The 15629-nt window shown below is 73.0% G+C and carries 15 protein-coding genes; 11 read left to right on the top strand and 4 right to left on the bottom strand.

The genetic code is table 11. From position 1 onward, the window contains the following. Positions 1–16: 16 nt before the first annotated feature. Positions 17–313 carry a WhiB family transcriptional regulator gene (locus tag O7623_RS23125; RefSeq protein ID WP_282225102.1) on the top strand — a complete coding sequence of 99 codons (297 nt, stop codon included), beginning with the start codon at positions 17–19 and terminating at the stop codon, positions 311–313. Between the two features lie 19 nt (positions 314–332). Here O7623_RS23125 and O7623_RS23130 read toward each other — a convergent pair whose 3' ends face one another. Genes O7623_RS23130 through O7623_RS23140 form a run of 3 tightly spaced genes read right to left on the bottom strand, consistent with a single transcriptional unit; the run spans position 333 to position 3481 of the window. Further along, positions 333–1481, bottom strand: a complete 1149-nt coding sequence (locus O7623_RS23130; RefSeq protein WP_282225103.1) for an ArsA-related P-loop ATPase — start codon at positions 1479–1481, stop codon at positions 333–335. A 37-nt stretch (positions 1482–1518) separates the two neighbouring features. Then, on the bottom strand, positions 1519–2529 hold the full coding sequence (locus O7623_RS23135; RefSeq protein WP_282225104.1) for an ArsA-related P-loop ATPase: 1011 nt from the start codon (positions 2527–2529) through the stop codon (positions 1519–1521). A gap of 25 nt (positions 2530–2554) precedes the next feature. Further along, positions 2555–3481 (bottom strand): hypothetical protein, encoded by a 927-nt coding sequence (locus O7623_RS23140; protein WP_282225105.1) that lies wholly within the window; start codon positions 3479–3481, stop codon positions 2555–2557. A 145-nt stretch (positions 3482–3626) separates the two neighbouring features. Here O7623_RS23140 and O7623_RS23145 point away from each other — a divergent pair, with 145 nt between their 5' ends. The 10 genes from O7623_RS23145 (at position 3627) to O7623_RS23190 (ending at position 14853) form a co-directional block, all read left to right on the top strand. Continuing rightward, on the top strand, positions 3627–3782 hold the full coding sequence (locus O7623_RS23145) for a hypothetical protein (RefSeq protein ID WP_282225106.1): 156 nt from the start codon (positions 3627–3629) through the stop codon (positions 3780–3782). Next, entirely contained in the window at positions 3779–4240 is a 462-nt protein-coding gene (locus O7623_RS23150) for a RidA family protein (protein ID WP_282225107.1), read from the top strand. Before O7623_RS23145 ends, O7623_RS23150 begins: the two co-directional genes overlap by 4 nt. A gap of 66 nt (positions 4241–4306) precedes the next feature. Further along, on the top strand, positions 4307–5077 hold the full coding sequence (locus O7623_RS23155; protein WP_282225108.1) for an MBL fold metallo-hydrolase: 771 nt from the start codon (positions 4307–4309) through the stop codon (positions 5075–5077). Next, the gene (locus O7623_RS23160; RefSeq protein ID WP_282225109.1) at positions 5074–8691 is read left to right on the top strand and encodes an adenylate/guanylate cyclase domain-containing protein; all 3618 of its coding nucleotides are present in this window, start codon (positions 5074–5076) and stop codon (positions 8689–8691) included. Before O7623_RS23155 ends, O7623_RS23160 begins: the two co-directional genes overlap by 4 nt. Positions 8692–8746: 55 nt before the next feature. Continuing rightward, complete coding sequence (locus O7623_RS23165; protein ID WP_282225110.1) at positions 8747–9175, top strand: hypothetical protein; 429 nt, start codon at positions 8747–8749, stop codon at positions 9173–9175. Between the two features lie 58 nt (positions 9176–9233). Continuing rightward, positions 9234–10871, top strand: a complete 1638-nt coding sequence (locus O7623_RS23170; protein ID WP_282229516.1) for a serine/threonine-protein kinase — start codon at positions 9234–9236, stop codon at positions 10869–10871. An 80-nt stretch (positions 10872–10951) separates the two neighbouring features. Continuing rightward, positions 10952–11968 (top strand): hypothetical protein, encoded by a 1017-nt coding sequence (locus O7623_RS23175; RefSeq protein WP_282225111.1) that lies wholly within the window; start codon positions 10952–10954, stop codon positions 11966–11968. Between the two features lie 108 nt (positions 11969–12076). Beyond that, positions 12077–12745, top strand: a complete 669-nt coding sequence (locus O7623_RS23180; protein WP_282225112.1) for a DUF305 domain-containing protein — start codon at positions 12077–12079, stop codon at positions 12743–12745. 141 nt (positions 12746–12886) lie between these two features. Further along, positions 12887–13840, top strand: a complete 954-nt coding sequence (locus tag O7623_RS23185) for a transporter substrate-binding domain-containing protein (RefSeq protein ID WP_282225113.1) — start codon at positions 12887–12889, stop codon at positions 13838–13840. Next, positions 13837–14853: a hypothetical protein gene (locus O7623_RS23190; protein WP_282225114.1), complete on the top strand. Its 1017-nt coding sequence runs from the start codon at positions 13837–13839 to the stop codon at positions 14851–14853. The genes O7623_RS23185 and O7623_RS23190 overlap by 4 nt, the downstream gene beginning before the upstream one ends. 15 nt (positions 14854–14868) lie before the next feature. Here the strand turns inward: O7623_RS23190 and O7623_RS23195 are convergent, their stop codons facing one another. Continuing rightward, positions 14869–15546, bottom strand: a complete 678-nt coding sequence (locus O7623_RS23195) for a Crp/Fnr family transcriptional regulator (protein WP_278119492.1) — start codon at positions 15544–15546, stop codon at positions 14869–14871. Positions 15547–15629: the final 83 nt, after the last annotated feature.

Here is a 15629-nt window from a genome sequence, read left to right on the forward strand (position 1 = left end):
GGGGGGACGAGGAACGATGGGCATGATCGCTGATTGGCCCAGCCTGGCGGCATGCCAGAGCGGAGACCCGGACGCACTGTTCGTACAGGGCGCCGAGCAGAATGTGGCGAAGCGCGTCTGCCGGGGCTGCCCCGTGCGGTACGAATGCCTCGCCGACGCGCTCGACAACCGGATCGAGTTCGGAGTCTGGGGCGGCATGACCGAACGGGAACGGCGCGCCCTGCTGCGCCGGCACCCACAGGTGGTGAGCTGGCGAAAGATGTTCGAAGCCGCCATGCGCGACCGCGACAAGGTGCTCGTCACCACCAAGTGACCCGGACCTGCCGGGCGACTCAGCCGCCCTGGCTGATCGCCTGACCGATCGTCCGTAGCCCGTCGACGTCGTGCACGTCGGCGGGCTGCGCCCGGACCGTCGCCACCGGAACCTGCGGGTACGCGTCGGTGAACACCGTCGCCACCTGCCGTTCCCGGGCCGACTGCTGGGCCACTGCGGCATGCACCCGCAGCACCTCGGCGGTGGCCGGATGCGCCCCGTTGCGGTCCAGGTCGCGGGCGGCGGCCAGGGACCGCTCCGCCGACAACTCCGTCGCCGGCTCGTGCACCCGGTTGAGCACCAGACCGGCCAACGGCATCCGCTCGGCGCCCAGCCGGCCGGCGAAGTACGCCGCCTCCCGTACCGCGTCCGGCTCCGGCGCCGCGACCAGCAAGAATGCCGTCTCGTCGGCCTGCAGCACCCGGTACGTCTGCTCGGCCCGTTGCCGGAACCCGCCGAACATCGAGTCCAACGCCGCCACGAAACCGGACAGGTCACTGAGCAACTGCGCGCCGAGAATCTTCTGCACCACCCGGGAGAACATCCCGAACGACGCGGTGACCAGGCTGAACATGCTCCGTCCGCCGGCCCGTGCCGGGGCCAGCAGCAGCCGCAGCATCCGCCCGTCCAGGAACCGCGACAACCGGGCCGGCGCGTCGAGGAAGTCCAACGCCGAGCGCGACGGCGGGGTGTCCACCACGATCAGGTCCCACTCGCCACCGGCGTGCAGCTGACCCAGCTTCTCCATCGCCATGTACTCCTGCGTACCGGCGAACGTCGAACTCATCGCCTGGTAGAACGGATTGGCGAAGATGTCGGCGGCCTTGTCCGCGTCGGTGTGGGCGAGCACCACCTCGTCGAAGGTGCGCTTCATGTCCAGCATCATCGCGTGCAACTCGCCGCCGCTGGCCTCCGCGTCGATCCCCTTGACCTGCCGAGGCGTGTTGTCCAGCTCGGTCAGGCCCAGCGACTGCGCCAGCCGACGGGCCGGGTCGATGGTGAGCACCACCGTACGGCGGCCGTGCCGCTCGGCGGCGCGCAGCGCCAGCGCCGCGGCGGTCGTCGTCTTGCCCACCCCACCGGCACCGCAGCAGACCACGATCCGTACGCCCGGATCGGCCAGGATCCGGTCGACGTCCAGCAGTGGCGCTGCGTGATCAGTTGGCACCTGTCGAGCGTATCGGGGCCCGACGGTGATCCGCTGATCAAGTCGCTGTGAGGTCGCTTCCAGCCGCCGCCTGGCCATGGGTGAGCAGTGCCGTGGCGAGCAGGTCCAGCCCGGCCCGGGTGACGCCGTCCGGAAGCAGCGGCAACGTCACGATCGGTCGATCCAGCTCGACCAGGTCGGTCTGCAGCGACTCCTCCAGCGCCCGGCGGGTCAGATGCTCCTGGGCCTCGGTCTGCAGGGCGGCGACCGTGGCCCGGTCGACCGGCAGCCCGGCGGCGGCCAGCCCGCGCCGCAGCTGCGCCTGGCTCACCGGCCCGTTCCGTAGCAGCGGCGGGCGGGCGGCGTTGACGATGACGTTGCCCACCGGAATGCCCAGCCCGGTGAGCTCGGCGACCGCGTCGACCGTCTCCTGGACCGGCATCTCCTCCAACAGCGTCACCACGTGCACCGCGGTGATCGGGGACCGCAGCAGCGCCGCCACGCCTTCGCTCTGGGACTTGATCGGGCCGACCTTGGCCAGCCGGGCGGTTTCCGCGGTCACGTTGAGGAACCGGCCGATCCGGCCGGTCGGTGGTGCGTCGAGCACCACCGCGTCGTACACCCGGCGGTGGTCGACCATCCGGGTGGTGGCCTCCTTCACCTTGCCGGTGAGCAGCACGTCGCGCAGGCCCGGAGCGATCGTGGTGGCGAAGTCGATCGCGCCGAAGCGGCGCAGCGCCCGGCCGGCCGCCCCCAGCTTGTAGAACATGTCGAGGTACTCCAGCAGGGCTTCCTCCGCGTCGACCGCCAGGGCCCGTACCTCACCGCCGGCGGCCGAGGTCGCGATCCGCCGCTCCTGGTACGGCAGCGGCTCGATGCCGAACAGCTGGGCGACCCCCTGCCGGCCCTCGACCTCGGCCAGCAGGGTCCGTCGGCCGGCTCCGGCCAACGCCAGCGCCAGCGCGGCGGCGACGCTGGTCTTGCCGGTGCCGCCCTTGCCGGTGACCACGTGCAGCCGCGACGGCCAGCCCGGCACCGCCGACCCCGGTGACTGTTCGAATACCCCCACGTGCAACCAGACTAGTCAGTCCGGCTCAGTTGACGTCGCAGACGAACCAGCCCGACTTCTGTACCACCACGAAGTTGAGGTCCTGCTCGGCACTGCGCTCGTCCTCGGTGACCATCCGGACGGTGACCGAGACGAGGGCCCGTTCCTCGTTCTGCTCGTCGATCGTCGGCACGTTCCACTCGAACTGGGGGTTGCGGTACGTCGAGGAGTAGCCCTCGATCTCCTCGACCTTGTCGATCAATGCGGTCTCGTCGCGGGCCTCGCGGCAGACCAGGTCGGCGGCGGCGGTGACGTCCCGGTCGGTGTAGACGGCCTGCAGGAACTCGTCGACCGCGGCGACCGGCTCGGCCGCGCCCCCGCCGGTCTCCAGGTTGTTGATCACGAGGAAGGCGGCGATCCCACCGCCGCCGCAGAGCAGCAGCACCACACCGAGCACCACCGAGGTGATCAGCAGCCCACGTCGGCGGCCCGCCGCTGGCGCGGCCGGCGACCCGGGTGCCATCGGCACCGGCTGGCCAGGTGCCGGCGGGAAACCGCCGGGCCCCGGTGGACCAGCTGCGGGCCCCGGCGACACCGGCTGGCCCGACGGCGGTGACGCGCCGAGCGACTGGCCGAACGGCTGCCCCGGCGGTGGTGGCGCGCCGAGCGACTGGCCGAACGGCTGCCCCGGCGGCGGGGGAGCGAACGGCTGCCCGGGTGGCGGTGGTGGCGCGGCGAACGCTGGCGGCGCGGAGGACGGCGGTCCGGCGGGTGCCGGTGGGCCAGCGGGCGGCGGGGCGAACGCCGGCGGGTCCGGCCGCTGCCAGGGCGGCGGCGGGAACGGCTGACCGCCGGTCGGCGTGGACCCGGTCGGTGCCGGCGCGGCCGGCGACGGCGGTGGGGTCTGCGGCGGCGCGGCGTCCGGCGGCTGGGCGTCCGGCGGCGGGGTGCCGCCGCTGGGCGGTTGCGTCATCCTCATCCCCAGGTTGTCGTCGCGGGCAGCGGGATCGTCGTCACCCGACGGTGACAGGGTAGCCGCCCGTCGCTCCCGGAGCACTCTGCCGTCCGGTGGCCGTAGGCTGTGCCCGTACCCGAGGAGAACGAGGAGCCGTACCGCGATGCAGAAGTGGGAGTACGTCACCGTGCCGCTGCTGGTGCATGCCACCAAGCAGATTCTCGACAACTGGGGCGACGACGGCTGGGAGCTGGTCGCCGTGGTGCCCGGGCCCAACCCGGACCAGTTGGTGGCGTACATGAAGCGGCCCAAGGCATGAGCGCCGATCCGTACGCCCGTCTCGCCGATCTGGGGCTGAGCCTGCCGACGGTCGTGCCGCCGGTGGCGGCCTACGTCCCGGCGGTCCGCTCCGGCCAGCACGTCTACGTTTCCGGGCAGCTGCCGATGGCCGACGGAGCGTTGCTCGCGGTCGGCAAGGTCGGTGCCGAGGTGACCCCGGAGGAGGCCAAGGCGCTGGCCCACCAGTGCGCGTTGAACGCCCTCGCCGCGGTCGAGCAGCTGGTCGGCCTCGGCGCGGTCACCCGGATCGTCAAGGTCACCGGCTTCGTCGCGTCGGCCGCCGGCTTCACCGGCCAGCCCGCGGTGATCAACGGGGCGTCGGAGCTGTTCGGTGAGGTCTTCGGCGAGGCCGGTCGGCACGCGCGCAGCGCGGTCGGGGTCGCCGAGCTGCCACTCGGCGCACCGGTCGAGGTGGAGATCATCGTCGAGGTGTCCTGACCCGACGGGGTCGGTCGACACGAGGAAGTCTCGGCGAAGTCACGCTGCGGTCGTACGATCGCAGCCATGACCTCGCACGTCACCGCCCCCGCCACGGCACTGGCCGACCAGTTGCCGGGTTGGGTGAGCCTGCTGCGGGCACCCAACCCGGGGCCGATGACGCTCGACGGCACCAACACCTGGGTGCTGCGCCAGCCGGGGCAGTCACTCGGCGTACTGGTCGACCCCGGCCCGGCGCACGCCGGGCACCTGGACCGGATCGCCGCCGCCGGCCCGTACGCGGCGGTCCTGCTCACCCATGGCCACCCGGACCACGTCGAGGCGGTCCCGGCACTCGCAGGGCGGGTCGACGCCCCGGTGCACCACGCGGTCGCGGACGGGACGCCCCTGCACGTCGGCGGGTTGACGGTCACCGCGCTGGCCACCCCGGGGCACACCGGGGACTCGGTCTGCTTCCTGGTCGCCGGCCCCGCCGGGCAGCGGGTGATGCTCACCGGCGACACCATCCTCGGGCGTGGCACCACCGTGGTCGCCTGGCCCGACGGTGACCTCGGCGACTACCTGACCAGCCTGCGGCGGCTGGCCGCGTACGACGGGGTGCCCGCGCTGCCGGGCCACGGGCCGGCGCTGGTCGACTGCGCCGCCGCCGCCCGGTTCTACCTGGCCCACCGGCAGGCCCGGCTCGACCAGGTCCGGCAGGTCGTGGCCGCCGGCGTCACGGACCCGGCCGCCGTCGTGGCCGAGGTCTACGCCGACGTCGACCGGGCGCTGTGGCCGGCCGCCGAATGGTCGGTACGGGCACAGCTGGCCTACCTGCAGCGGTCGGACCCGCAGTGACCTGCGCGGTCTGCGGCACCGTCCCGGTGCCCGGTGCCCGGTTCTGCCACAACTGCGGTGCGGCGCTGCCGGCCGCCGCGTTCCTACCGGCCGCCGAACGCCGGGTGGTCACGGTGCTCTTCGGTGACCTGTCCGACTTCACCTCCTGGTCGGAGGATCTCGACCCGGAGCGGGTCGGCGCGGTGACCGACCGGGTGCTGGCCGCCCTGGCCGGTGCGGTCAAGACCTTCGGCGGGCACGTCGACAAGCTGACCGGCGACGGGATCATGGCGGTCTTCGGTGCCCCGGTGGCGCACGAGGACGACGCGGAACGCGCCGTCCGGGCCGCGCTGAGCATGCAGCGGGCGGTGCGGCGGGTGCTCGACGACGAACGCGGTGGCGGGGCCCCGCTCGGCCTGCGGGTCGGGCTGAACACCGGCGACGTGGTGGCCGGCATCCAGGCGGCCATCGAGTACACGGTGATCGGCGACACGGTCAACACCGCCGCTCGGCTGGCCGACGCCGCCGCGATCGGTGCGGTGTACGCGGGGGCCAGCACTGAGACCGCGACCCGGCACGTGGCAGCCTGGCGGCGGCTGCGTCCGCTGCGGCTCAAGGGCAAACGGGCCCCGGTCGAGGCGTACGAACTGCTCGGCCTGCACGACGCACCCGGTACCCGGTCCGGCATCGGCGACCAGGCACCGTTCGTCGGTCGGGAGGCCGAGGTGGGCCGGCTGGCCGGCCGGCTCACCGAGGTGATCGACAACGGCGAGCCCCGGGTGCTGGTGCTGACGGCGGAGGCCGGCATCGGCAAGTCCCGGTTCGCCGCCGAGGTCGAGCGGTACGCGGCCGGCTACGACGTCGGCACCGGCCGGTACGCCGCCCCGACCGGTGCCCGGGTGCTGTCGGTGCGGTGCGCGGCGTTCGGCGAGCGGCGGCGGCTGGCACCACTGGCGGACCTGGTGCGGATCGCGGCCGGGTTGCCCCGGGACGGATCCACCGCCGTCACCCGGGCCGTCGTCGAGGAGCGGCTGCGCCGGCTCGGCCACCGGCTGACCCGGCTGTCACCGCAGCCGCCGACGATCGCGGTCGACCTGCTGCTGAACCTGCTCGGGTACGCCGACCCGCCGACCGCCCACCCGTCGTCGGGGCCGGCGGACCTCACCGCCGACGCCCCGGTGCTCGACGCGGAGGCCATCCCCGGCGCGGTCGCCGACCTGCTCAGTGCCCTGGCCCGGGAGACGCCGCTGCTGGTCGTCGTCGACGACCTGCACGACGCCCTGCCGGAGACGGTCGAGGCGCTCGGCGAGACCCTGTCGCGACTCACCGGCCCGGTGCTGGTGCTGCTGCTGGGCCGCCCCGAACTGGTCCGGACCACCGCTGGCGCGTTGAACCGGGTCGCCGACGCCGAGGTGCACGCGTTGCCGCCGCTGCGCGGGGCCGACGCGGCCCGGCTGCTCACTTCGTACCTGGGCGGTGGCCGGTTGCCGCAGCCGGACGTGGACCGGCTGCTGGCCACCGCCCAGGGCAACCCGTTCTATCTGGCGGAGCTGGTCACCCTGCTGATCGAGCGCGGGGCGCTGACCCGGACCGGCCCGGTGCCCGGCGACGGGGCCGCCGACGACGTGGACTGGCGGCTGGTGCCGGGTTCGCTGAGCAGCCGGCTGCTCTCCCGGGACCTGGCGGCGGTGCTGGCCGCCCGGATCGACGCGCTGCCGGCCGACGCGCGGTCGGTGCTGCGGGACGCGTCGGTGGTCGGTGACGTCGTGCCGGAGGGCACCCTGGAGGCGCTGCGGGACCGGCGCGACGGCCGCCCGGCGGCGGTGGTCGCCGTGGAGCTGGCTCGCGCCGTCGAGGAGCTGCTGCAGCGCCGAATGCTGCGGCGGACCCGGACCGGGTACGCCTTCCCGACCCCGCTGATGCGGGAGGCGGCGTACGCCGGTATCGGCAAGGCCGACCTGGCCGAGCGGCACGCCTGCCTGGCCCGGTGGGCCGACACCGTGGAGAGCCTGGCCCTGCGGGACGCCTTCATCGCCGAGCACGCCGAGCGGGCGGTCGGGCTCGCCGAGGCGGTGGGTCTGCGACCGGACTCGCCGGCCCGTACGGTGGCGGCGATCGGGGTGGCCGCGCTGGGCCGGGCCGCCCGCAAGGCGATCGCCGGTGGCGAGCCGCAGCTGGCCGTCGAGTATGCCGAGCGGGCGACCGCGCTGGGCGGCGAGTCGGTGCCCAAGGTCGACCGGCTGGTGTACGCGCGGGCGCTGCTGCAGACCGGCCGGCCGGCCGACGCCCTGGCGGACGCGGAGAAGGTCTTCGCCAACGCGGCCGACGACGCGACCGCCCGTACCGGTGCCCTGCTGGTGGCCGGGCGGGCCCACCGGGCGCTGGGTGACGCGACCCGGGCGACGGCGACCTGGCGGGAGGCGTTGCAGGTGGCCACCGAGGTGGGGCTGCCCGCCGAGCGGGCCGAGGCGATGCGCCGGCTCGGCATGGCCGACTTCCTGGCCGGCCGGCTCAGCCGGGCGAGCAGCCGGTTCGCCGCCGCGTACCAGGTCAACCTGGCCGCCGGCGACCTGCGCGGACAGGCGTGGTCGCTGCAGAGCCTGGCCTGGGTGACCACGACCCGGGGTGACTTCGCCGGAGCCGATGCGGTGCTGGGCCGGGCGGCGCGGCTCTTCGCCGAGCTCGACGATCCGGTCGGTCGGGCGTGGCTGCGCGGGACCACCGCGTTCGCCCGGTTGCTCTCCGGCCGGTTGGCCGACGCCCGGCGGCTGGCCCAGGTGTTCCTGCCGTTCGGCGAGCGGGTGGGGGAGGCGTGGGCGGTCGGCACGTTGCGGGCGGTCGAGGCGTTCGCCGCGGCTGAGCTGGGTGAGCTGGCCGAGGCCGACCAGTCGGCCCGTCGGGCGTACCGCGATTTCGACAGCGCGGCCGACGACTGGGGCCGGGGCTTCGCGCTGCTGGCCCGTGGCGCGGTCGCCCGTGGGCTGGGTGAGCGGGACCACGCCAGTGACCTGTTGTCCGACGCGTTGGCGCAGGGCGAACGGATCGACCATCCGCTGCTGATCGCGATGGCCGGCACGTTGTGCGGGTTCGTCGCGCTGGAGCGTGGTGAGATCGACGAGGCGCAGCGGCTGGCCCAGTCGGTGCTGACCTCGGTGGAGCCGCACAATCCGTTGGCGGCGGTCCAGGTGGCGCCCCGGGTGCTGCTCGCCTCGGCGCGGCTGGCGGCGGGGGACGCGGCGACCGCCGTGGGCCTGCTGGCACCGATCGCGACCGCCGCCGGCAGCCCGGCGGTGCTGTTCTCCCGGCGGCAGGCGCTGGCCCGGTACGCCTCCGCGCTGCTCGCCGACGGGCAGCCGGAGCCGGCGTTGCACTGGGCGCGTCGGGCGCTGCACGCCGCCGCCGAGGACGTCCGGAGCCGGGTGATCGCGCTCGGCGTCCTGGCCACCGCGTTGGCGGCCACCGGCGACGGTACGGCGGCCCGGCTGGCCGCCGATCAGGCGGTGACCCTCGCCTACGCGACCGAGCAGGTCAGCGAACGGGCCACCGCCGAGCAGATCCGGTCGGCAGTGGACGGTACGCCCGGTGCCGAGCGGTCACCGGACCCGACGATGTGGGTCGGACCGAGCGGTAGCTAGCCTGAAGCCACAGTGTCCCGCCAGGGGGTCACTGTGGCCGGAAGGACACCCCCTGATGAAGCTGCCCCGTTCGGTTGCCGGTTGGACCATCGCCGTCTTCGGGGCGATGGCCCTGTTGCTGGGCGCGGTGGGTCTGGTCCAGCCGGACGTCCTGTTGGTGATGCTCGGGTTCGACGTGGTGCCGGCGGCGGAGCGGGCGGCCGGTGACTACACCCGTACGTTCATGGCGGCGTCGTCGATGGCGTCGTTCAACATGGGCGTCTACTACCTGCTGGCCGCGGTCACCGACTGGCGGCCGTTCTTCCTGTTCACCGTCGTGTTCCGGCTGGTGACGACCGTGGTGTTCGGTGTGCTTGTGGCGGCGGAGGTGGCTCCGGCGCGGTTCGTCGGGGTCGCGGCCTGGGAGGGCCTGGGCGCGGTGGTGACCGGGGTCGCGCTGTTCGTCGAGCGTCGTCGCGAGGGGCGGGTGGCGCTCTCCGGCTGAGACGTTGGGTACCGTTTACGGTGTGAACGACAGGACGCCGAGCGCACTGCCGTTCCCCATGGTGCCTGGACTGTCGGATTTGTCAGTCTTTGCCAGGGGCGGATTCGCCACCGTGTACCGCGCCGTCCAGGAGTCGGTCGGCCGCGAGGTCGCCGTCAAGGTCGAGAACCGCCCCCTGGACAACGAACGGGAGCAGCGCCGCTTCATGCGGGAGGCGCGGGCCGCCGGGCGGATGTCCTCGCACCCCCACGTCGTCGACCTGTTCGACGTCGGGGTCACCTCCGACATGCACCCGTACCTGATCATGGAGATGTGCGACGGCTCGTACGGCGACCGGATGAAGACCTCGCCGCTGGACGCCTTCGAGGCCCGCGACGTCGGGGTGAAGATCGCCGACGCTCTCGCCGACGCCCACCACCTCGGCGTGCTGCACCGCGACGTCAAACCGGCCAACATCCTCTACTCCCGCTTCAACGAACCTGCGCTGGCCGACTTCGGCCTCGCCGTACTGGTCGAGGCGCGCGACGCGTCGGTCACCCTCGAGGTGCTGACCCCCGCGTACGCCGCGCCCGAGTCGTTCCACCACCGCCCACCATCGCCCGCCGCCGACGTCTACGCCCTCTGCGCCAGCCTGTACGCCATCATGCGTGGTCGGCCGCCACGTTGGGAGGACGATCGTAGTCCCAGCCTGGTGATGCTGCTCGAACTGTTCGACCGGCCCCTGCCGGAGCTGCCCGGCGTCCCCCCGGCGCTCACCGACGTGCTGCGCCAGGGGATGGCCAACGACCCGGCGGCGCGACCCTCGGCGGTCGCGCTGCGCGACATGCTGGCCGCCGTACCGCTCGGCCCGCACTGGAGCCCGGCGGCGCCGCACCGGCCGCCGTTCTCGATCGCCCCGGTCTCGGGCGGGCCGTCGACCGGCGCCACGGTGAGTGGCGGTCGCGCGTCGGTGCCGGCGCAACCGTCGGCGCAGCCGAGTGAGCAGACCAGCTGGACCGTGCCGATTCCACAGCCGCCCGGTGTGGTCCGTTCGCCCGGTGCGAACGGTGTGGTCGGCCCGCCCGGTGCGAACGGCGCGGTCGCTGGTGCGGCCGGCCCGCCGGCCCGGCCCGGTGCCGTGACCGCACATCCCCGGCTGCGCATGCTGGCCGGCGGGCTCGGGGTACTGGTGCTGCTCGCGATGACGAGCGTGGGCACCTGGATGGTCGCGAAGGGCAGTCTGCCCGGTGGGTTCGACCGGCCGTCGGCGGCCACGCCGCAGGAGCGCACCCCCCGCCCGGCCGGCGTCACCGGACCGGCCGGCGCCGTACTGCCCAACTGCGAGCTGTCCACCCGTCCCGGCCTGCGCTGCCCGGACGACCTGGAGTGCTTCGAGGGCGAGCTGACCGGCGGGCAGCAGCAGCTCGCCGTCGTCGCCTGCACCGGCCGACACACCTGGGAGACCTTCGCCGTCGGCGAGCTGCCGGCCCACCTGTCCGGCGCCGACCACGCCACCATCGAGGCGGATCCGACCGTACGGGCGGGGTGCAGCGCGGAGGTGTTCCGGCTCGTCACCCTGCGGATGGACGTCAGCGACTGGCGGTTCGCGGTGCTCGCCCCGGGCGAGGTGGCGCTGGCCGGCGGCGAGCACAGCTACCGCTGCCTGGCCGGCAAGGGGCCGAACGGGCTGTTCGGCCCGGCCCTGGCCGCCCGCTGACCCGGCAAACGCCAGTCGAGGCGCGCCCCGCGCCCCTAGGCTGAGCAGGCCAGACGTAGCCGAGCGGGCTGAGGTGGCCGATGGACCAGCCGCACCCGGACCAACCGACCCGGGTCAGTCGGTGCCTGCTGACCGGGGCGATCCTCGCGGTGGTGGCGACTGCGATCATGGCCGCGTTCACCTGGCCCGCCGTGTACGCCGAGCCGCGCGGCGTACCGATCGGTCTGGTCGCGCCGCAGGGCGCGTCGCAGGCCGTCACCGACGCGCTGGACCAGGCCCGACCGCACGAGTTCGTCGTCCGGCGTTACGCCGATCGCGACGAGGCGGTGCGGGCGATCCGGCACCGGGACGTCTACGGCGCGGTCGTGGTCGGCGACGAGGCGCCGCCGGAGCTGCTGGTCGCCTCGGGTGCCAGTACGGTGGCCCGCCAGCTGATCGAGGCCCTGTCGGCGGCGTTCGGTGCCGACCCCTCGGCCGCCACCGATCGGCCGCAGGTCACCGATGTCGTACCGCTGTCGCCGCACGACGAGCACGGAGCCGGTCTCAGCGCGTTCTTCTTCCCGTTGCTGCTCGGCGGGCTCAAGGGCGGGATCTTCATCGCGATCGGCATCCAGGGCACCGGCCGGCGGCTGTTGACCCTCGCGGTGCTGGCCGGCGCGGCCGGTGTCGCGGTCGCACTCGTCGGCCAGGTGGTGTTCCGGATCCTCGGCGGCGCGTTCGCGCTCAACGTCGCCGCCAGTGGCCTCACCATCGCTGCCATCGCCGCCACCGTGATCGGGCTGCGGAACCTGATCGGGCTGCACGGCGTCGGCGTCGGTACGGTCGTGATCATGCTGGTCGGCAGCCCGATCTCCGCCGCGATGCTGCCGGTCGAGTTCCTGCCCCGGCCCTGGGGGACGATCGGCCAGTTCTTTCCTCCCGGCGCGTCGGTGTCGCTGATCCGCAGTATCTCCTACTTCCCCGACGCCCAGACCTTCGCACAGTGGTCGGTCCTCGGTGGCTGGACCCTCGCCGGCTGCCTGCTGGCGGTCGTCACCGCCGGTCGTCCGTCGGCCCACAGCAGGTCCACGACACCGGCGAGCATCAAGGCGGCCTGACAACGGTGGCGACGAGGCCGGAACGGTCGCGACGGCGATTTCGGGTCGACCCGCAACCATCCGTCGTCGCCGGCCGTATCTGTTACGGGTACCCAGGGAAGGAATCTGATGACAGAGCACACCCGGTGGTCGCGGTGGCCGGCGGTGACCACCGGCGCGCGGATCGTCGGAACGTCCGCACGTCGTGCCGTCGCCGTCGCGGTCGGAGGTCTGGCCGCAGCCGTACTGGTCGGCGGCTGCACGGCCGGCCCGTCGGCGAACGGTGCCGACCCCACGGCGGAGCCCTCGGCAGCCACCGCCCCCGCCGCGCCGAACGCGACGGACATCGCTTTCGCCCGCGACATGATCCCGCATCACCAGCAGGCGATCGAGATGGCGCAGCTCGTCGCCGGGCGGTCGGCGAGCACCGACGTACAGGATCTGGCCGGGCGGATCCGCGCGGCGCAGGACCCGGAGATCGACCAGATGGCCAGCTGGCTCACCGAGTGGGGTCAGCCGTTGCCGAGCCCCGGACAGCACACCGGCGCGGACGATCATCACGGGATGCCGGGCATGCTGACCGGCGACGAGATGACCGCCCTGGCGAATTCGACCGGCGCCGAATTCGACCGGCTGTTTCTCGACATGATGATCCGTCACCACGAAGGCGCGGTGCAGATGGCGCGGATTCTACGCGCGGACGGTGCCGATCCGGCGGTCCGGCAGCTGGCCGAGTCGATTGCCACCAGCCAGGAGGCGGAGATCGGCGAGATGCGCGAGCTGCTGGCGGGGATCTGAGCGCCGGCGGCGGTGCGGCAATCCGCTGAACGGGTGATCAGAGCCGCTTGCCGTCAGCGGCTAGATTGAAGACGGCCGGCAATGTGGACGGCTGCCCAGTGCATGATCGACTGTGACTGTCGCTGTCGGGCGGAGGCTGCCGTGACGGATGTGACCATTTCGCCGGATCCGGTCCGCCGGAGCCGGCGGCGCCAGCTGGTGACCACCGTGGCGGTGGCCGCGACACTGCTGCTGGCCAGCGCCGCTGCCTGCGACGACGATACGGATCCCGGGCTGCCGACCGTGCAACAGCTACGCGAGGCGTCCACCATCCACGACCGGGCCAAGCTGCGTATCGGTGTCAATCCGGACTTCCCGCTGATGTCCTACCTCGACGGAAACACCCGCAGAGGGTTCGACGTCGAGGTCGCCCGCTACATCGCCAGGTCCCTCGGGTTCGAAGGGGACCAGAGCATCCAGTGGGTTCCGCTGACCACCGAGCAACGGGTCGAGTTTCTGCGCAGTGGCAAGGTCGACATCGTGGTGGCCAGCTTCTCCATCACCGACGACCGGGCGAAGGACGTCGGTTTCGCCGGACCGTACCTGATCACCACTCCGGAGGTGCTGGTCCTGAAGGAGTACGCCGACGAGATCCAGACCATCCCGGATCTGCGCAAGAAGGAGTACGCCGTCTGCGTCGCCGGTGGCTCCACCACCCAGGGCATGTTGAAGGAGCTGTCCGTCCCGGTCGGGGAGGCGGACAGCCCGTCGGACTGCCGGGACGGTCTGCTCGACGGCAAGTTCCAGGCGATGGTCTCCGACGAGACGATCCTCGCCGGCTTCCTTTCCGAACACCCCACCGAATTCGAACTGGTGGACATGCCGTTCGGTGTGGAGGAGGCGCTCGGCATCGGTGTGCCGCTGGAGGACGAGAACCTGCGGGACCTGGTGGCGTACTTCCTGGCCAAGAGCTACGAACAGAGCCAACGCGGCGAGGCGACCGCGTGGCAGACGGCGTACATCACCACCCTCGGCAACTGGCTCGGCGAGGCGCAGCAGCCACCGCCGATCGGCGCCCCCGACCTGCTCGACCACGACGACAAAATCCGCCAGTGACCGCGCCGGCCCGCCGCCCGGAGGACGAGGAGCGACGAAACCGGGCAGCGCAGCAGTTCTGGAGCGTGGTGGTCGGCGCGCCGGCCATCGTCTCGGTGCTGCGGCTCGTGGTCGAAGCCGGCGGCGAACTGCAGACGACGCTGCTGCTGGCTGCCAACGTCAACCCGGTGAACCTCGTCGCCGCCTTCGTCACCACGGCGAGTCGGCTGGTCTCCGGCGCGATGGTCGCGCTCTTCGCGATCAGCGCGGTGCTCGCGGTCAGCATCGACAACGACCCGGCGGGCTGGCGACGACGACCGATACCGCTGCTGGTCCGCTGGAAGCGGGTGGTCCCGGTCTGGCTGGTGATCGTCACCCTCCTGGTCGCGGCGGTGACCTGGAAGATTCTCTACCTGCCGTTGCTGCTGCCTGTGGTGGCCGCGACCTTCCAGCTCTCGCTGCGCCGGGTCCACGAGCGTCGGGCATTCCAGTTGGCTGCCCTCGCCGCGCTCCTGGTCGCCTACTACGGCCTGCTCGGCCCGACCGTCGCCGCGGCCGTCGGGGCCGGGGAGTGGATCGCGGCGCTGGTGCTGGCCGCGCCGCCGTTGCTCGCCGTTGCGGTGACCGGCCCGGTGCTGGCGGCCACCGTACGCCCGCTCGTCGGGCTCGGCCAGCTGGCCATCATGATCATGCTGGCCTGGACGTCCTACTCGGTGGCCACCGCCCCGGTGTTGCCGACCACGGTGACGACCGTCGAGGTGGCCGACGACGAGACCGAGCAGATCCGGGGCAGCGTCATCGCCGTGGACGACGTCAGCGTGGTGATCCTGCAGGAGCAGGGTGGCATCCGCTACGTGGACACCGAGGAGGTGGGAGCCCGGGTCCTCTGCCCCGACGAAGGCGACCTGCCCCGGTACCGGCTGTGGGTACACGGATTCCACGTCGAGGATTCGCTGCTGCAGGCACTGGGCCGGCAGGTGCGACCGATAACCCCGGTCGGCGCGGTCTGCCGGGCGACCGCCCCCGGGTCGTGACCGGGCCGGCGGGGCTCAGACCCGGGCCCGGCGGGCCAGCCGCTCCGGGTCCAGGATGATGATGCTCTTGCCGTCCAGCCGCAGCCAGCCCCGGGAGGCGAAGTCCGCCAGCGCCTTGTTCACGGTCTCCCGGGACGCGCCGACGAGCTGGGCGATCTCCTCCTGGGTGAGGTCGTGGGTCACCCGCAGTACGCCGCCGTCGCGAGTGCCGAACCGACCCGCCATCTGCAGCAGGTTCTTGGCCACCCGGCCGGGCACGTCGGTGAATATCAGGTCGGCCAGGGCGTCGTTGGTCCGTCGCAGCCTGCGGGCGAGTACCCGCAGCAGTTGCTCGGCGATCTCCGGCCGGTTGTTCAGCCACGGCCGCAGGGCCTGCTTGCGCAGCCGCGCCAGCCGGGTGTCGGTGACCGCGGTCGCGGTCGCGGTACGCGGCCCGGGATCGAACAGGGACAGCTCACCGACCATGTCCGACGGCCCCATCACGGCGATCAGGTTCTGTCGCCCGTCGGCCGCCCGCCGACCGACCTTGATCTTGCCGGTGAGGACGATATACAGGCTGTCTCCGGGCTCGCCCTCGTTGAACACGATCTCGCCCTTGCGGGCCTCGATCGTCTCCATCTCCTTGGCGAGCGCCTCTGCGGCCTCCGGGTCGACGCCCTGGAAGATCCCGCTACGAGCCAGCACCTCGTCCATCGCGCACCTCCGCCTGCGCGGCGTCCGCTCCCGGCACCCAGCCGGCAGCTACCGCGCGCAGTCAGTCTAGGTGCATCCCGCCC

This window comes from Solwaraspora sp. WMMD791, assembly GCF_029581195.1.
Lineage (GTDB): Bacteria > Actinomycetota > Actinomycetes > Mycobacteriales > Micromonosporaceae > Micromonospora_E.